1 pseudogene is annotated in these 345 nt (G+C 37.4%); it reads left to right on the top strand.

What is annotated here, in order from left to right:
• Positions 1 to 245: 245 nt before the first annotated feature.
• Positions 246 to 345: pseudogene (locus SB660_RS19395) on the top strand (proline dehydrogenase family protein); the annotation flags it as partial.

Raw genomic sequence — 345 nt, 5'->3', positions numbered from 1 at the left:
AAATGTAACGAAGAAGCGGAATTATAGCTCGAAAACTCAATTGAAGAAGTAGTGATTTTTATTGATCCTTTTTGTGACTCATTAAAACCGTTTGAATATCTTGATAATATAATACATTGCTTTGACATCAGAGTCTGTATGGATATATGAATGATATCTTGGCAATCTGCATGGCTTTTGTGTTTTAGCTTTCTCTGCGACCGGAAATTCATACACGAATAAAAGAAAAAGGAGGGAGTTCATCCTTGCTGCGGAGCATATGTTTATTTTTGTCGAAAAATAAAATGCTTACAAAATTCGCCCAGGCTTACGGAATCCGCTTCGGCGCGGGAAGGTTCGTTGCAG

The sequence above is a fragment of the Bacillus sp. SIMBA_005 genome (genome assembly GCF_046535585.1).
Taxonomy (GTDB): Bacteria; Bacillota; Bacilli; order Bacillales; family Bacillaceae; genus Bacillus; species Bacillus pumilus.
This window is presented reverse-complemented; position numbering and strand designations above follow the sequence as displayed.